The organism is Marinobacter sp. 3-2 (assembly GCF_003751355.1).
In the GTDB taxonomy this organism is placed as follows: Bacteria; Pseudomonadota; Gammaproteobacteria; order Pseudomonadales; family Oleiphilaceae; genus Marinobacter; species Marinobacter adhaerens.
In genome coordinates this window covers 735,259-751,209 of sequence record NZ_RJUQ01000011.1, presented here as the reverse complement: position 1 = coordinate 751,209, position 15,951 = coordinate 735,259, and the positions used below count along the sequence as shown (strand labels likewise).

Annotated in this window: 11 protein-coding genes; 3 read left to right on the top strand and 8 right to left on the bottom strand. The window is 58.7% G+C overall.

Features of this window, described 5'->3' with window-relative positions:
- From paaB to paaG, 7 genes are all read right to left on the bottom strand, one after another.
- The gene (gene paaB, locus EDB94_RS05240; RefSeq protein WP_014577967.1) at positions 1 to 282 is read right to left on the bottom strand and encodes a 1,2-phenylacetyl-CoA epoxidase subunit PaaB; all 282 of its coding nucleotides are present in this window, start codon (positions 280 to 282) and stop codon (positions 1 to 3) included.
- 17 nt (positions 283 to 299) lie between these two features.
- Positions 300 to 1,292, bottom strand: coding sequence for a 1,2-phenylacetyl-CoA epoxidase subunit PaaA (paaA, locus tag EDB94_RS05235; protein ID WP_008173802.1), 993 nt, complete (start codon positions 1,290 to 1,292; stop codon positions 300 to 302).
- A 327-nt stretch (positions 1,293 to 1,619) separates the two neighbouring features.
- Positions 1,620 to 2,930: a phenylacetate--CoA ligase PaaK gene (paaK, locus tag EDB94_RS05230; protein WP_014577966.1), complete on the bottom strand. Its 1,311-nt coding sequence runs from the start codon at positions 2,928 to 2,930 to the stop codon at positions 1,620 to 1,622.
- A gap of 59 nt (positions 2,931 to 2,989) precedes the next feature.
- The gene (pcaF, locus tag EDB94_RS05225; protein ID WP_181259006.1) at positions 2,990 to 4,237 is read right to left on the bottom strand and encodes a 3-oxoadipyl-CoA thiolase; all 1,248 of its coding nucleotides are present in this window, start codon (positions 4,235 to 4,237) and stop codon (positions 2,990 to 2,992) included.
- Positions 4,234 to 4,680 (bottom strand): hydroxyphenylacetyl-CoA thioesterase PaaI, encoded by a 447-nt coding sequence (paaI, locus tag EDB94_RS05220; RefSeq protein ID WP_014577964.1) that lies wholly within the window; start codon positions 4,678 to 4,680, stop codon positions 4,234 to 4,236. Before paaI ends, pcaF begins: the two co-directional genes overlap by 4 nt.
- Positions 4,677 to 6,197: a 3-hydroxyacyl-CoA dehydrogenase PaaH gene (gene paaH, locus EDB94_RS05215; RefSeq protein WP_108017654.1), complete on the bottom strand. Its 1,521-nt coding sequence runs from the start codon at positions 6,195 to 6,197 to the stop codon at positions 4,677 to 4,679. Before paaH ends, paaI begins: the two co-directional genes overlap by 4 nt.
- A 3-nt stretch (positions 6,198 to 6,200) precedes the next feature.
- Positions 6,201 to 6,992: a 2-(1,2-epoxy-1,2-dihydrophenyl)acetyl-CoA isomerase PaaG gene (gene paaG / locus EDB94_RS05210; protein ID WP_008173811.1), complete on the bottom strand. Its 792-nt coding sequence runs from the start codon at positions 6,990 to 6,992 to the stop codon at positions 6,201 to 6,203.
- 384 nt (positions 6,993 to 7,376) lie between these two features.
- Between paaG and paaY the strand changes: the two genes are divergently transcribed.
- On the top strand, positions 7,377 to 7,976 hold the full coding sequence (gene paaY, locus EDB94_RS05205; protein WP_008173812.1) for a phenylacetic acid degradation protein PaaY: 600 nt from the start codon (positions 7,377 to 7,379) through the stop codon (positions 7,974 to 7,976).
- A 32-nt stretch (positions 7,977 to 8,008) separates the two neighbouring features.
- Here the strand turns inward: paaY and EDB94_RS05200 are convergent, their stop codons facing one another.
- On the bottom strand, positions 8,009 to 8,461 hold the full coding sequence (locus tag EDB94_RS05200; protein WP_008173814.1) for an Lrp/AsnC ligand binding domain-containing protein: 453 nt from the start codon (positions 8,459 to 8,461) through the stop codon (positions 8,009 to 8,011).
- A gap of 159 nt (positions 8,462 to 8,620) precedes the next feature.
- Between EDB94_RS05200 and EDB94_RS05195 the strand changes: the two genes are divergently transcribed.
- Together EDB94_RS05195 and putA are read left to right on the top strand one after the other, a co-directional pair.
- Positions 8,621 to 12,115 (top strand): NAD-glutamate dehydrogenase, encoded by a 3,495-nt coding sequence (locus EDB94_RS05195; protein ID WP_108017653.1) that lies wholly within the window; start codon positions 8,621 to 8,623, stop codon positions 12,113 to 12,115.
- Positions 12,116 to 12,285: 170 nt separating this feature from the next.
- The gene (gene putA / locus EDB94_RS05190) at positions 12,286 to 15,915 is read left to right on the top strand and encodes a bifunctional proline dehydrogenase/L-glutamate gamma-semialdehyde dehydrogenase PutA (RefSeq protein WP_108017652.1); all 3,630 of its coding nucleotides are present in this window, start codon (positions 12,286 to 12,288) and stop codon (positions 15,913 to 15,915) included.
- The last annotated feature ends 36 nt before the right edge of the window (positions 15,916 to 15,951 follow it).

Sequence of the window (15,951 nt, the reverse complement as noted above, 5' to 3'; positions counted from 1 at the left end):
TTACATGTGTCCGACTTCATCGGGCAGCTTGTAGAAGGAAGCGTGCCGGTAAACCTTGTCTTCCGACGGATCGAAAAGCACTTCCTTCTCGTCGGACGCGGACGCCGTGATCGCGTCGGAGGGAACCACCCAGATGCTTACGCCTTCGTTACGGCGTGTGTAAAGGTCACGGGCGTTTTCCATGGCCATCTCGGCGTCTGCGGCATGCACGCTGCCCACGTGTTTGTGGTTCAGGCCGTGCTTGGACCGTACAAAGACTTCGTAAAGGCGCCATTCAGACATGTTGTATTCCTCCGGTATCAGGCGGCTTGTGCGCGCTGTTTTTGTTTTTCGGCGTAGGCGACGGCCGCTTCACGGACCCAGGCACCTTCGTCAATAGCGTTCTTGCGAGTCTTGATGCGCTCGCGGTTGCAGGGACCGTTGCCCTTGAGGACGTCGTAGAACTCCTGCCAGTTGATTTCGCCGAAATCGTAATGGCCGGTTTCTTCGTTCCACTTCAGGTCCGGATCTGGTGCAGTGCAGCCAAGGAATTCGAGCTGCGGCACGGTCTGGTCAATAAACATCTGGCGCAGTTCGTCGTTGCTCTTGCGCTTGATCTTCCAGGCCATGGACTGCTGGGAGTTCGGGGACTCGTCGTCATGCGGTCCGAACATCATCAGTGCCGGCCACCACAGACGGTTAATGGCGTCCTGCACCATGGCTTTCTGTTCCTCGGTGCCTTCGCGCATCATGTCCAGCAGGATCTGGTAACCCTGACGCTGGTGGAAGCTTTCTTCCTTGCAGATGCGGATCATGGCGCGGGAATAGGGACCATAGGAGGTACGCTGCAGCACCACCTGATTAACGATGGCGGCGCCGTCTACCAGCCAGCCAACGGCACCCATGTCCGCCCAGTTCAGGGTCGGGTAGTTGAAGATGCTGGAATACTTGGCTTTGCCCTGGTGCAGCTTTTCGATCTCTTCGTCACGGTCAGCACCCAGGGTTTCCATGGCGCTGTACAGGTACAGGCCGTGGCCCGCTTCGTCCTGAATCTTGGCCATCAGCTGGAGCTTACGCTTGAGCGTAGGCGCGCGGGTAACCCAGTTGCCTTCCGGCAGCATGCCGACCACTTCAGAGTGGGCGTGCTGGGAAATCTGGCGAATCAGGGTCTTCCGGTAGCCTTCCGGCATCCAGTTTTTGGGTTCGATTTTGGTTTCGGCGTCGACCTTTTCCTGAAAGTCGCGCTCTTCGGGCGACATCTCTTCTTTGGTCTTAAGGCGCTTGGCGCCGGTTTCAACGAGCTGGGCGTACATAAACAAATACCTCCGGATCGGGCTTGTTGTTCTGTTGTCCGTGAACAGAGAACCCTCAATAACAACTGAGGATCAATGACTCCATATTATATGATACTGAATAAATATCAAGAACAGTCTTTGTGTGTCATGTTATATCTAAAAGCTTCCTTATGAGATCTTATAGTGCTGATTTGCATAATAAAAAAAGTGATACGTGAGCAAATGCTATTGAGATCAGCAAACGGAAAGCAATTTTAAATCGGTGATTGCGGGGCCTGGTGGTGGGAAAAGCAGCGAGAGTCAGCGGCATCCGCTGCGTGCTGACTCTCTGCTGGTCGGTCGGATTTACTGGTTACGGCGATCGAACACGCGCTTGGCCTTGCCTTCCGAGCGTGCCAGACGGTTGGTTTCCACCACCTCGACACGGGTACTGATGCCGATGTAGGACTTGATGTGGTGCGCCAGTTCCTTGGCCGCCGCAGCACGACTCTCGGGGGTGTCGGTTACGCCGGGTTTCAGTTCGGTCCGGATATCCACGCAGTCCAGGTTGCCTTCCTTGTAAACCTCGATCTCGTAGTGCGGTGCCAGGGCCTCGCACTTGAGCACCTGCTCCTCGATCTGGCTCGGGAACACGTTGACGCCGCGAATGATCAGCATGTCGTCGCTGCGACCGGTAATCTTGTCAATCCGGCGCATCGGGCGCGCTGTGCCCGGAAGCAGGCGGGTGAGGTCGCGGGTGCGGTAGCGCAGAATCGGCAGGGCCACCTTGGTCAATGACGTGAAGACCAGCTCACCGTATTCACCATCAGGCAGCACTTCACCGGTTTCCGGGTTGATGATTTCCGGATAGAAGTGATCTTCCCAGATGGTCGGGCCGTCTTTGGTTTCAATGCATTCCATGCCCACGCCCGGCCCCATGACTTCCGACAGGCCATAGATATCAAGAGCCTCGATGCCGAGGCGCTCCTCGATCTCGGATCGCATGGCGTTGGTCCACGGTTCTGCGCCGAAAATGCCGAGCCGCAGGGGCAGTTTATGGGGATCAATGCCCTGACGCTCCATTTCATCGGCAATGTTCAGCATGTAAGACGGCGTCACCATGATGATGTCCGGTTCGAAATCCTTGATCAGCTGAACCTGTTTCTCGGTCTGGCCGCCGGACATCGGAATAACCGTGCAGCCAAGGCGTTCGGCACCGTAGTGGGCGCCCAGACCGCCGGTGAACAGGCCATAGCCATAGGCTACATGAACCTTGTCGCCACGGGAGCCGCCGCCGGCCCGGATGGACCGTGCCACAATGTCGGCCCAGGTGTTGATATCACTCTGGGTGTAACCGACGACGGTTGGCTTGCCGGTGGTACCACTGGAGGCGTGCACCCGCACCACGTCGGACATGGGGGTGGCAAACATGCCGAACGGGTAGTTGTCCCGCAGATCCGCCTTGGTGGTGAATGGCACCTTGGCCAGGTCTTCCAGCGAGTTGATGTCCATGGGCTTCAGGCCCTGGTCATCAAACGCTTTGCGGTAGAACGGCACGTTGGTGTAGGCATGGACAACGCTCCAGCGCAGACGCTGCAGCTGTTCGTGGCGCAGCTCATCAATGCTGGCGGTTTCCATGCGGTCAAGTTTGCCAAGTTTTTGCAGTGGTAAGGTCATGGTTCTGTCCTGCGTTGTTCTTGTCGAATAAGGGTCTTTGTTCTTGTTGGCGAGTGGCTTCAGGCCACCGCATCCATCCGTTCAATGATCAGTGCGATGCCCTGGCCAACGCCGATGCACATGGTGCAGAGGGCATACCGGGCTTTCTGGCCCGCGGCGTGGCGACGCTCCAGTTCATTCAGGGCAGTGGTTACCAGCCGGGCGCCGCTCATGCCCAGGGGATGGCCGAGGGCAATGGCGCCACCGTTCGGATTTACGTGCTCGGCATCATCCGGCAGGCCGAGATCCCGGGTAACCGCCAGGGCCTGCGCAGCAAATGCCTCGTTCAGCTCGATAACATCCATATCTGCCAGTTCCAGACCAGCGGTGGCCAGAACCTTTCGGGTGGCCGGTGCAGGGCCAAAGCCCATGATCCGTGGCTCTACGCCAGCCGTTGCCATGGCAACTACCCGGGCGCGGGGTTTCAGGTTGTACTGTTTGAGGGCATCGGCTCCCGCCAGAAGCAGTGCGCAGGCTCCGTCGTTCACGCCGGACGCATTGCCCGCAGTCACCGTGCCGTTTTCACGGAACGGGGTTGGCAGAGAGGCGAGTTTTTCCAGGCTGGTTTCCCGGGGATGCTCGTCGGTGTCCACCACCAGCGGGTCCTGCTTGCGGCGGGGAATCGTGACCGGTGTGATCTCAGCGGCCAGGCGGCCTTCTTTCTGGGCAGCCGCGGTCCGCTGCTGACTGCGCAGGGCGAACGCGTCCTGGTCTTCCCGGGAAATGCCGAAGTCGGCCGCAACGTTTTCCGCCGTCTCGGGCATGGAATCAATGCCGTACTGCCTTTTCAGTACCGGGTTTACAAAGCGCCAGCCGATGGTGGTGTCAAAAATCTCCGCCTTGCGACTGAATGCAGAGTCGGCCTTGCCCATAACGAAGGGAGCACGGGACATGGATTCGACGCCGCCGGCAATCATCAGCTGTGTTTCGCCGGTACGGATGGCCCGGGCGGCGCTGCCGACTGCATCCATACCGGAACCGCACAGACGGTTGATGGTGCTGCCCGGTACGTCCACCGGAAGACCCGCCAGTAGCAGGGACATGCGGGCAACGTCGCGATTGTCTTCACCGGCCTGGTTGGCGCAGCCATAAAGAACGTCGTCAATTTTCGACCAGTCCAGATCCGGATGGCGCTCTGCCAGGGCCTTGATAGGAATGGCGCCCAGGTCATCTGCCCGCACGGCGGAGAGAGCACCGCCGTATCGACCGATGGGGGTGCGGATGGCATCGACGATGTAGGCGTCTTTCAGGATATTGTCGGCGCTCATGCAGTTTCCTCCGAATTGCGTACGGTGCCACGAACCTCATAGGAGCGGCCCCGGAACAGGGCAACCTTGCGGCCGTCCTGATTGGTTAGTGTGATGTCGTAAACGCCGGTGCGGCCGCCGCGGGCCTGTTCTTCGGCGGTGGCGGTCAGCAGGTCGCCCTCTTTGGCGCCGTACATGTAATCAATGCTGCAACCGGAGGCCACGGTGGCGCGGTCGTAGCTGTTACAGGCAAACGCAAACGCCGAATCGGCCAGGGTGAACAGGTAACCGCCGTGGCAGGAGCCGTGGCCCTGGATCATGTCGCCGGTGACCGTCATGGTGAGCACTGCCTTGCCCGGGGCAACGGACTCGATGTTCATACCCAGTTTCTGGCTGGCGCGGTCCCGCGCGAACATGGCCTTGGCGCATTCTTCGGCGAGTACTTGCGGATCCATCTCGCTCATGAATAAAACCCCTTCTGTGCAAATGCGTTCTTCCGGAGCAGCAGGGCAGGGCGATAGCGGTCCTCTGCGTAGCTGGTCTGGATGTTGGTGAGCACCTTGAACACGTGGCCCGCGCCCAGGCGGTCGCTCCAGCTCAGGGGGCCGTCGGGATAGTTCAGGCCCGCTTTCATTGCCAGATCGATATCCGCGACCGTTGCAACACCGTGAAGAGCCGCATCGGCCGCTTCATTCGCCAGCATGGCGACGGTACGCATGATGACCAGCCCCGGCCGGTCCGCGATCAGGCTGACTTCGATACCCGCTTTTTGCAGTAAAGCACAGGCACAGGAAACCGCTGCGTCGGACGCCTGATCGGCAGGCGCCAGGGCAAGCCGGCTTGCTTTGCTGTAGTCAAACGCAAGGTCGAACAGCACCAGATTGGCGACGCCCTCACTGGCGGCACGCTCGGTAGCCATCCGGCCGTCGGTAAGTGCCAGTACCGCATCGCCGAAGCGAATCTGGCCCGGGCCGTCGCGCTCGATAATGGTCAGGCCGGCTGCTTGCAGTCGTTCCAGCAGCGGTGCGGCTACGCCGGGATTGCCTTCGGCAATGACCACGGACTCATCGGATTGATGTGCAGGCTCGGTCTTTGGCTGCGGCTTTTCCGCACTCTCGCCATAGGGATAGAACCCCTGTCCGCTCTTGCGTCCCAGGCGACCGGCTTCCACAAGTTCTTTCTGGATCAGTGACGGCAGAAAGCGGGGGTCCTGATAATAGGAATTAAAAACAGAGCTGGTAACCGCATAATTGACGTCGTGTCCGATCAGGTCGGTCAGCTCGAATGCGCCCATGCGGAACTGGCCAGCTTCGCGGATAATCGCATCCAGTGTGGCGGCATCGGTGGCCTGCTCCTGAAGGAGGCGAAGGCTCTCTGCATAAAACGGACGGGCCACGCGGTTCACGATGAAGCCCGGAGTCGACGTTGCATACACCGGCTTCTTGCCCCAGGCGGTGGCCGTGGCATGGACGGTATCGGCAACGGTCTTGCAGGTCGCCAGCCCCATGACCACTTCGACCAGCGCCATCAGGGGTGCCGGGTTGAAGAAGTGCATGCCCACCAGACGCTCCGGTTTGCTCATGTCAGCACCGAGGGCGGTCACAGAGATGGAGGAGGTGTTGGTGGCGAGGATCGCATCGGCGGTACACATGTCTTCAAGGCTCGCCAGCAGCTGACGTTTGATCTGGAGGTCTTCGATGATGGCCTCGATCACCAGCCCGGCGTCTGCGACGTCATCAAGCTTTGCAACCGGGTGAATCCGGCCGATAACATCGTCCAGCTCCTGCTGCTGCATCTTGCCTTTGTCGACACGACGTTGAAGCTGTTTGGCGATACCGTCACGGCCCGCCTCGGCGGCACCCTCTCTCTGGTCGTGCAGGTAAACCTGATGGCCTGCCTGGGCGGCCACCTGGGCAATGCCGGAGCCCATGGCGCCGGCGCCGACGACGGCAACTTTGGTTTGAGTATCCAGTGCCGGCATGGCTTATTTCCCCTTGAAGTTCGGCGTGCGTTTTTCCATGAAGGCGGCAACGCCCTCACGGTAGTCTTCGGTCTGTCCCGCCATGCGCTGCAGATCGCGCTCCAGATTGATCTGCTCTTCAAAGGTGTTGCTGGCGCTGGCGTGCAGTGCCCGTTTGATCAGTGCAAGGCCCTTGGTCGGTTGGGTCGCGAAATGGCGGGCAAGTTTCATGGTCTCTTCCATGAGTTGCTCGTTATCAACGCAACGCCAGATCATGCCCCAGTTCTCGGCCTGCTCGGCGCTGATCTTGTCGCCCAGAAGTGCCATGCCTTTGGCACGTGCCATGCCCGCTACCCGGGGCAGAGTCCAGGTGCCGCCGGAATCGGGTACCAGCCCCAGTTTGCAGAAGGCCTGAACGAAATTCGCAGAACGGGCTGCCAGGGTAATGTCGCAGGCCAGGGCAATGTTGGCGCCGGCGCCAGCGGCCACCCCGTTAACCGCACAGAGCACGGGCATCGGCAGATCCCGGAGGCTCCGCATCAGCGGGTTGTAATAGTTCTCCAGAGAGGCGCCCAGGTCCGGCATTTCCTGATCTGGTGAGACGCTGCGGTCGGAAAGATCCTGCCCCGCACAAAAACCCCGGCCGGAGCCGGTGATGACCAGTACACGGACAGACTCATCCTTGCGCACGGTGCTGATGGCATCGCGCATACGCTCATGCATTTCAACGTTGAAACTGTTCAGGTTGTCCGGACGGTTCAGGGTAAGCAGAGCCACGCCCTGATCGATTTCAAGAAGAATGCTCGGCTGAGTCATGGCGGTATGTCCTGTTGTTTGTTGTAGGGGGGATAGCGCGAAAGGTGTGTTAAATCGGCACACTGCTATCGAATGTGGAAAATGAGTATATCTTAGAATTGATACTCGTCAAGGATTGTGCTGGCTTGGTTCTGTATCACTTTGGTCGGAGGTGATCGCCTGCTTTGTCTATATTGCTGAATATCCAAAAAAAATTCATCAGAGCTCTCAGGTTTGGGCCATTGCAGGGGTGGATTCTCGTCTCAAAACAGGCGCCAAGGTATGAAAAATCTCCCGGAAAAGGATAATGTGATACAGAAAATGAATCACAATGACTTTTCGGGTCCCACGTTCAGCCTGTCGTTTGGCGGAGCGCTGCCAGGCCCGTCCGCGAAGGAGACCGTTATGCCCAGCTACAGTATAGAAGGCGTTGTTCCTGTTGTTCATCCGTCCGCCTATGTGCATCCAACCGCCGTTCTCATTGGGGATGTCTGGATCGGACCGGATTGCTACGTGGGACCTGCGGCTTCGCTGCGTGCAGATTTCGGGCGGATCATTCTGAAACAGGGGTCGAATGTTCAGGACACGTGTGTCATGCATGCCTTTCCCGGGATGGATACGGTTGTCGAGAAAAACGGACACGTCGGCCATGGCGCAATCCTGCACGGCTGCGTTGTCGGCGAAGATGCCATGGTGGGCATGAATGCGGTGGTGATGGATGAGGCGCACATTGCACCCCGCTCCATTGTTGGCGCCTGCGCGTTTGTTAAGGCGAAGTTTACCTGTGAGCCGGGATCGCTGATTGTTGGCTCGCCGGCCAAGGTTATGCGCATGCTGAGCGACAAGGAAATCGCCTGGAAGAGAAAGGGTACAGAAGAGTACCAGCGACTCACGCTTCGTTCTCTGGCAAGCCTCGAGGAGGTCCAGCCACTGTCAGAAGCCGAGACGGATCGACCCCGGGTGGACGCCAGCGGTTACAAGCCCAAGTACGAGCAGTCCGAATAGATGGTTTGGCGCCGGCTAAGGGGAGGTTGCTCTCAGAGCCCGGCGTCCTTGACGTTCTCCATAACCACAAACGTGCTGGTTTGCAGCACGTGGGGCAGAGCCGAGATTTCCTCCCCAAGAACCTGCCGGTATTCCTGCATGTTGCGGGTTCGGACTTTTAGCAGGTAGTCGAAGTTGCCGGCAATCATGTGGCACTGCTCCACCGCCGAGACGCTCTGAACAGCTTTATTAAAGGCGGTCAGGGCGCCGCTGCTGGTGTCGTTCAGGGTAACCTGTGCGAAGGCAATGTGGCTGAGACCAAGTTTGGTCTGGTTAACCAGAGCCGTGTAACCGGTGATATAGCCGTGCTCCTCAAGCCGGCGCATCCGCACCTGGCAGGGCGTTTTGGAAAGGCCCACCCGGGACGCAAGCTCGGTAACCGTGATTCGGGAGTTCTTCTGAAGCTCGCGAATAATGGATTGGTCTATTCGATCCAATTCGGCCATGTTGTCTGTTCCAGGTTAAATTAACGGCTAAATCATATGGCAAATATAATCGAAACTCCTCTAATCCGAAACTATATGGTCTAAGTGACTTTCCGGCCTTGCGTATACTGGTAGGTTCATCAGCCCAGTAAGAACGTTTACCAAGTCCGGAGAGTTTCGATGACCGATTCCCGCGCATTACAAAAACAAACCCTGCTGGAACAGCTTGCCGATGTCCTCCAGAACCAGGCGTCCGATAACGACGACTCCCTTGAACTCCGGGAGATCGTGGCCCGGATGGTGGAGGAGTCCCGATCCTGGGATGACGACCTCCACGGCGAACTGGTCCGGAGTTTCGGCGAGTCGATTGGCGGGCGCTATGCCCAGGTGTTCAGTGGCGGGTTTCCTTCGGCCTACCGGGCGAGGTTTCCGGTGTCCGAGGCACTTGCCGATATTGAGCAGATCCAGTCCATTGCCGTCAGCACCGATGTGCCCATGCGGTTCTACCAACCCCGAGATCCCTCCGAAACCGGATTCCACTTCAAGCTCTACAGCGAAGGCCAGCCGGTTATCCTGTCAGATGTGATTCCGATTCTGGAGAACCTGGGTATGCGGGTTCTGGGCGAGCACCCCTACCGGGTTCGTCGACGGGATGGCGAAAATTTCGGCGTCAGTGATTTTACCGTCGAACTCCACGACCGGTGCCGGCAAGCCGACCTGAGTGCTGCAAGGCCGCTGATCCAGTCGGCGTTCCGTGAGATCTGGAACGGCTTTGCAGAAAACGACGATTTCAACCAGCTGATCATGCTCTGCGGCCTGAGCTGGCGGGAAGTGGCGCTGATCAGAGCCTATGCCCGCTACGTGAAACAACTGCGATTCGGATTCAGCCAGCCGTTCATTGCAGAAACCCTGGCCCGGCATCCGGATATCACGTCGCGGCTTGTGGCGTTCTTTTTCAATCGGTTCGAGCCCGGGGTAAAAGGACGTAAGTCCAGGACAGAAAAGCTTGAGGCAGAGCTGCGGGATTCGCTGGAAGCGGTGGCGAGCCTCGATGACGACCGCATTCTGCGGCGTTTCTTCATGCTCATTCGGGCAACGCTGAGAACCAACTATTTCCAGGTCCGGGAGGATGGCGGGTTTCCGTCCTATCTGTCGCTCAAGCTGGACCCGTCGTCGATTCCTGACATACCGCGCCCAAGGCCAAAGTTCGAGATTTTTGTGTACTCGCCCCGAATTGAAGGCGTGCATCTGCGTGCCGGGCCAGTGGCGCGGGGTGGCCTTCGCTGGTCCGACCGGATTGAGGATTACCGTACGGAGATCCTTGGCCTGGTGAAGGCCCAGCAGGTCAAGAACTCGGTGATCGTGCCTGCAGGCGCCAAGGGTGGCTTCGTGGTGAAGCAGCCGCCCAGGGATGGCTCTCGGGAGGCCGTTCGCGAAGAAGGGGTTGCCTGCTATCAGACCTTCATAAGGGGGCTGCTGGATATCACTGATAACCTTGATGACGGCCAGGTAGTCCCTCCTGCCAATGTCGTTCGCTATGACAGCGATGACACCTATCTGGTGGTCGCCGCCGACAAGGGCACAGCCACGTTTTCCGATATCGCCAACGCACTGGCGGCAGAGTACAACTTCTGGCTGGGCGATGCCTTTGCCTCCGGGGGCAGTGAGGGCTACGACCACAAGAAAATGGGTATCACCGCCCGGGGCGCCTGGGAGTCGGTGAAACGGCACTTCCTGGAAAAAGGCACCGATACCCAGAGCGATGAGTTCACCGTAGTCGGTATTGGCGATATGGGTGGCGATGTATTCGGCAACGGCATGCTCCTATCCGACCGAATTCGACTTATCGGTGCATTCAATCACCAGCATATTTTTGTCGACCCGGATCCGGATGCTGCGGCCTCGTTTCGCGAGCGAGAGCGGCTTTTCAAACTGTCCGGCTCATCCTGGGCCGATTACGATACCCAGCTGATCAGCGACGGGGGCGGTGTTTTCTCCCGGTCCATGAAGTCTATTCCTGTGTCGTCGCAGATGCGCAAGGTGTTGGGCATCAAGGCACGCAGCCTGTCGCCTGCGGATCTGATCAGCGCTTTGTTGAAAGCGCCGGTAGACATGCTCTGGAACGGTGGTATCGGGACCTATGTGAAGGCGCCTTCGGAGTCCCATGAGGATGTGGGCGACAAGGCCAACGATGCGCTTCGAATCGACAGTAACGAACTGCGATGCAAGGCATTGGGAGAAGGCGGGAACCTGGGTGTTACCCAGAAGGCCCGGATCGACTTCGCCCGTCGTGGCGGCTCCGTGAACAGTGATTTTATCGATAACGCCGGTGGCGTCGACTGCTCGGACCATGAGGTGAACATCAAGATTCTGCTGAATGACCTGGTGCACCGACAGCTGATGTCGCTTCCGGAGCGCAACCGGATGCTCAGGGCCATGACGTCTGAGGTGGCCGAACTGGTGCTGCGCAACAATTACCGACAGGCGATGGCGCTGAGTCTTGCCCAGAACCCCGCAGTTGCCACCGCAGACCAGTACGAACGGCTGATGCGCAGGCTGGAGACAGAAGGCAAACTGGACCGCAGTCTCGAATTTCTTCCGTCGGATGAAGAATTGCAGGCTCGCCGTGAGCACGGCGGCGGCCTGACACGCCCTGAACTGGCGGTACTGGTTTCCTACGCAAAAATTGAACTCAAGCAGGCCCTGGTCGCATCACCGATCGTCCATGACCCGCGATTCAATTCTGCGCTGCACTCGGCTTTCCCGGCCTCTCTGCTGGCCGCCTTCCCGGAAGCGGTGGGGGCCCATCCCCTGCGTGCAGAAATCTCGGCCACCCAGATTGCCAACGACATGGTAAATCGCATGGGGATCACCTGGTTTGACCGGATACGCAGCGCTACCGGGGCTGATGCTGGACGGATTGCCTCGGCCTACCTGATCTCCCTGCGAATACATGACGTAGACGCCCATTGGGAGAGTATGGAATCACTGGATGGAAAAATTGACGCCGGCGTTCAGGCAGACCTGTTCGCCGATGCCATCCGGTTGGTGACCCGAAGCACCAGCTGGCTCTTGCAGAACCGCCGGCAGGCGCTGGACCCGGTTTCCTGTATCGACCATTACCGGGCTCCCATGGCGGATGTGCTGGCCTCGAAAAGCCGACTTGAATCGGTGATTCCTGCAAGTCGCTGGTATGAACGCTATGCTGAATACTGTGAGCGGATGGTTCCGGAAGATCTTTCCGCCTGGTGCGCTTCCGCGGAAAGCCGCTACTGGCTGATGGACATGGTCGAGATCGCCCGTCAGCTGGACGAGAAGCTGGAGTCGGTGGCCTGGGTGTATTTCACCCTCGGTGAAAGCCTGAACCTGACCTGGTTGGACCGGCAAATGCGGGCCTTCCGGGCAAATGGCCACTGGCAAGTGTTGGCGACCATTCATTTCAGGGACGAGCTGGACCATCAGTTACGGAATCTCACGCTCAGCGTGTTTTCCGAGCCCGTTGATGGCGACGGAACGCCGGAGAAACGGATTGAGGCGTGGCGGGGGAACAAGCGGATGTTACTCGCCCGCTGGGAGCGGATGCTGAACGACATGCAGGCCGCCAATGATGTGGATTGTGCCGTTTTCTCGGTGGCTCATGGAGTGCTCAGAGAGCTGGCATTGAAAGCCGCATAGCAGGACTACGACAGGCAAAGTGACCGAAAATCACGTTTTTTGGAGAAAATTATTAATTTTTTGTGATGTATTAAAGACGTAATGGCACGCTTGCCTTGAATTTATAGCGAAATAGTCTTTGTCGATCTCGGTAGAATGCCGGAGAGACAAACAACTAAGAGGGTACAACTATGAGACCGCAGCAATCACAGACGCCCGAGCTTGTCGATAGCCGGCAGGCGATTCGTGATTATTATCTCGCTGACGAGCACAAGGTTATCCACGAGATGATTGCCGGTGCCCAGTTGTCCCAGGCCGAGCGCGACGCCATTTCCGCTCGTGCGGCTGAACTGGTGCGCAGCGTTCGCAAGAATGCCAAGTCCACCATCATGGAAAAATTCCTGGCGGAGTATGGCCTGACGACCAAGGAAGGCGTTGCCCTGATGTGTCTGGCCGAGGCGCTGTTGCGGGTGCCTGACAACACCACCATCCACGAGCTGATCGAAGACAAGATCACCTCCGGTGCCTGGGGCACCCACGTGGGCAAGGCGTCCTCTGGGCTGATCAACACCGCCACCGTTGCCCTGCTGATGACCAGCAACCTGCTCAAGGATTCCGAGCGCAACACCGTGGGTGAAACCCTGCGCAAGCTGCTCAAGCGCTTCGGCGAGCCGGTCATCCGTACCGTGGCCGGTCAGGCGATGAAAGAGATGGGTCGACAGTTCGTTCTGGGTCGCGATATCGATGAAGCCCAGGATGAGGCCAAGGAATACATGGCCAAGGGTTACACCTATTCCTACGACATGCTGGGCGAAGCTGCCCGCACCGATGATGACGCCAAGCGTTATTACGACTCCTATTCCAACGCCATCGACAGCATTGCCAAGGCGAGCAAGGGCGATGTCCGCAAGAACCCGGGCATCTCGGTCAAGTTATCCGCCCTGCTGGCCCGTTACGAGTACGGCAACAAAGAGCGCGTCATGAACGAGTTGCTGCCCCGGGCCCGCGAACTGGTCAAAAAGGCCGCGGCTGCGAATATGGGCTTCAATATCGATGCCGAGGAGCAGGATCGTCTGGATCTGTCTCTCGATGTGATTGAGGAGCTGGTGGCGGATCCCGAGCTTGCAGGCTGGGATGGCTTTGGCGTGGTTGTTCAGGCCTATGGCAAGCGCTCCTCTTTCGTACTCGACTGGCTCTACGGGCTGGCCGAGAAGTACGACCGCAAGTTCATGGTGCGTCTGGTGAAAGGTGCCTACTGGGATGCTGAAATCAAGCGTGCCCAGGTGATGGGTCTGAACGGGTTCCCCGTGTTTACCCGCAAGGCCTGCAGTGACGTCTCGTTCCTGTCCTGTGCCACCAAGCTGTTGAACATGACGAACCGGATTTACCCACAGTTCGCCACCCACAACGCGCATTCGGTATCTGCCATTCTCGAAATGGCCAAGACCAAGGGTGTGGACAACTACGAATTCCAACGCCTCCACGGCATGGGCGAATCCCTGCACAATGAGGTTCTGAAGGTCAGTGGCGTGCCCTGTCGCATTTATGCGCCGGTTGGCCCGCACAAGGATCTTCTGGCGTACCTGGTGCGTCGTTTGTTGGAGAACGGTGCCAACAGCTCCTTCGTGAACCAGATTGTGGACAAGCGCATCACACCGGAAGAGATCGCCAAGGACCCGATTGTCAGTGTTGAGGAGATGGGCAATAACATTTCCAGCAAGGCGATCGTGCACCCGTTCAAGCTGTTTGGCGATCAGCGTCGCAACTCCAAAGGCTGGGATATTACCGATCCGGTCACGGTTAACGAGATCGAGAAAGGTCGCGGAGCCTACAAAGACTATCGCTGGAAAGGTGGTCCGCTGATTGCGGGCGAGGTGGCCGGTACCGAAATCCAGGTGGTACGTAACCCGGCCGATCCGGATGATCTGGTTGGCCACGTCACCCAGGCCTCCGATGCTGATGTAGACACCGCGATTACCTTAGCGGCGGCCGCGTTCGAGAGCTGGTCCGCCAAATCGGCTGAAGAGCGTGCTGCCTGCGTTCGCAAGGTGGGCGACCTGTACGAGGAGAACTACGCCGAGTTGTTCGCGCTCACGACCCGCGAAGCGGGCAAATCCCTGCTGGATGCGGTTGCTGAGATCCGTGAAGCGGTCGATTTCTCACAGTACTACGCCAACGAGGCCATCCGCTATAAAGACAGCGGCGATGCCCGCGGCGTGATGTGTTGTATTTCGCCCTGGAACTTCCCGCTGGCGATCTTCACCGGGCAGATTCTGGCCAACCTCGCGGCAGGTAACACCGTGGTAGCGAAGCCGGCTGAGCAGACATCCCTGCTGGCTATTCGCGCCGTGGAACTGATGCATCAGGCGGGTATCCCGAAGGATGCCATCCAGTTGGTCCCGGGTACCGGCGCAACCGTGGGTGCAGCCCTGACCTCCGATTCGCGGGTGAGCGGCGTGTGCTTTACCGGTTCTACCGCTACTGCCCAGCGCATTAACAAGGTCATGACCGAGAACATGGCGCCGGACGCGCCGCTGGTGGCAGAGACCGGTGGTCTGAACGCGATGATCGTGGACTCCACGGCATTGCCGGAGCAGGTCGTCCGTGACGTGCTGGCGTCTTCGTTCCAGAGTGCCGGTCAGCGGTGTTCCGCCCTGCGTATGCTCTATGTGCAGAGAGACATTGCCGATGGCCTTCTGGAAATGCTCTACGGTGCAATGGAAGAGCTCGGCATCGGCGATCCCTGGCTGCTGTCCACGGATGTGGGCCCGGTGATCGACGAGAACGCCCGCAAGAAGATCGTGGACCACTGCGAGAAGTTCGAGCGCAACGGCAAGTTGCTGAAGAAAATGAAAGTCCCCGAGAAAGGCCTGTTCGTTTCGCCGGCAGTTCTCAGCGTCAGTGGTATTGAGGAGCTGGAAGAAGAAATCTTCGGGCCAGTCCTGCACGTGGCCACGTTCGAGGCGAAGAACATCGACAAGGTGGTGGACGACATCAACGCCAAGGGCTACGGCCTGACGTTTGGCATCCACAGCCGTGTGGATCGCCGCGTCGAGCGTATTACCAGCCGGATCAAGGTGGGTAACACCTATGTGAACCGCAACCAGATCGGTGCCATCGTGGGCTCCCAGCCATTCGGTGGTGAAGGCCTGTCTGGCACCGGTCCAAAGGCCGGTGGTCCGCAGTACGTCCGTCGTTTCCTGAAAGGTGAAACGGTCGAGCGCGAGGCGGATTCGAACGCCAGGAAGGTGGATGCCAAGCAGTTGCAGAAGCTCATCGGGCAGCTGGACAAACTGAAGGCGTCCAGGCCTGAAGCTCGTATGGACGCAATCCGGCCCATCTTTGGCAATGTTCCGGAGCCACTGGACGCTCACGTGGAAGCGCTACCCGGGCCAACGGGTGAGACCAACCGCCTGTCCAACCATGCCCGTGGCGTGGTGCTGTGTCTGGGACCGGACAAGGAAACTGCTCTGGAGCAGGCGGGTACCGCGTTGTCACAGGGCAACAAGGTGGTGGTGATTGCACCGGGCACCCAGGATGTGGTCGATCAAGCGAACAAGGCCGGGATGCCGATTGTTGGCGCCGAGGGCCTGTTGGAGCCGGAAGCACTGGCAACCATCGATGGCTTCGAGGCGGTAGTCAGCTGTGGCGATCAGCCCCTGCTAAAAGCATATCGCGAGGCACTGGCCAAGCGTGACGGTGCGTTGCTACCGCTGATCACTGAGCACACGCTGGATCAGCGATTTGTGATCGAACGCCACCTGTGTGTCGACACAACGGCCGCGGGCGGTAACGCCAGTCTGATTGCCGCCTCGGAATAAGCGGCGACAATCGGTGCCAAACGCGCCCGGCGTCAG